Below are 228 nucleotides of genomic sequence, written 5' to 3'. Positions count from 1 at the left end.
GCAATGATGGTGATGGCGAAGACGAAGTCAATAGCACCATCAACACCACCCCGCTGGTAGACGTCATGCTGGTCTTGCTGATCATCTTCCTTATCACCACGCCGGTGATTACGGATACGGTCAAGCTCAAGCTGCCGGCAGAACACAATCAGATTTACAAAACCAAACCAGAAAACATCACCCTGTCGATCAACAAGGATGGTGATTTGTACTGGAACGGCAGCATGA

General features: G+C 49.1%; 1 protein-coding gene. It reads left to right on the top strand.

Annotation, left to right across the window (positions count from 1 at the left end):
- On the top strand, positions 1-228 hold a 228-nt coding region (locus ACO0LF_RS31895), incomplete at both ends, for an ExbD/TolR family protein (protein WP_423021488.1).

This window comes from Undibacterium sp. Di27W (genome assembly GCF_049340345.1).
Classification (GTDB): Bacteria; Pseudomonadota; Gammaproteobacteria; order Burkholderiales; family Burkholderiaceae_D; genus Undibacterium.
The sequence above is the reverse complement of the archived record's forward strand: the minus strand, read 5'-3'. Positions and strand labels throughout refer to the sequence as shown.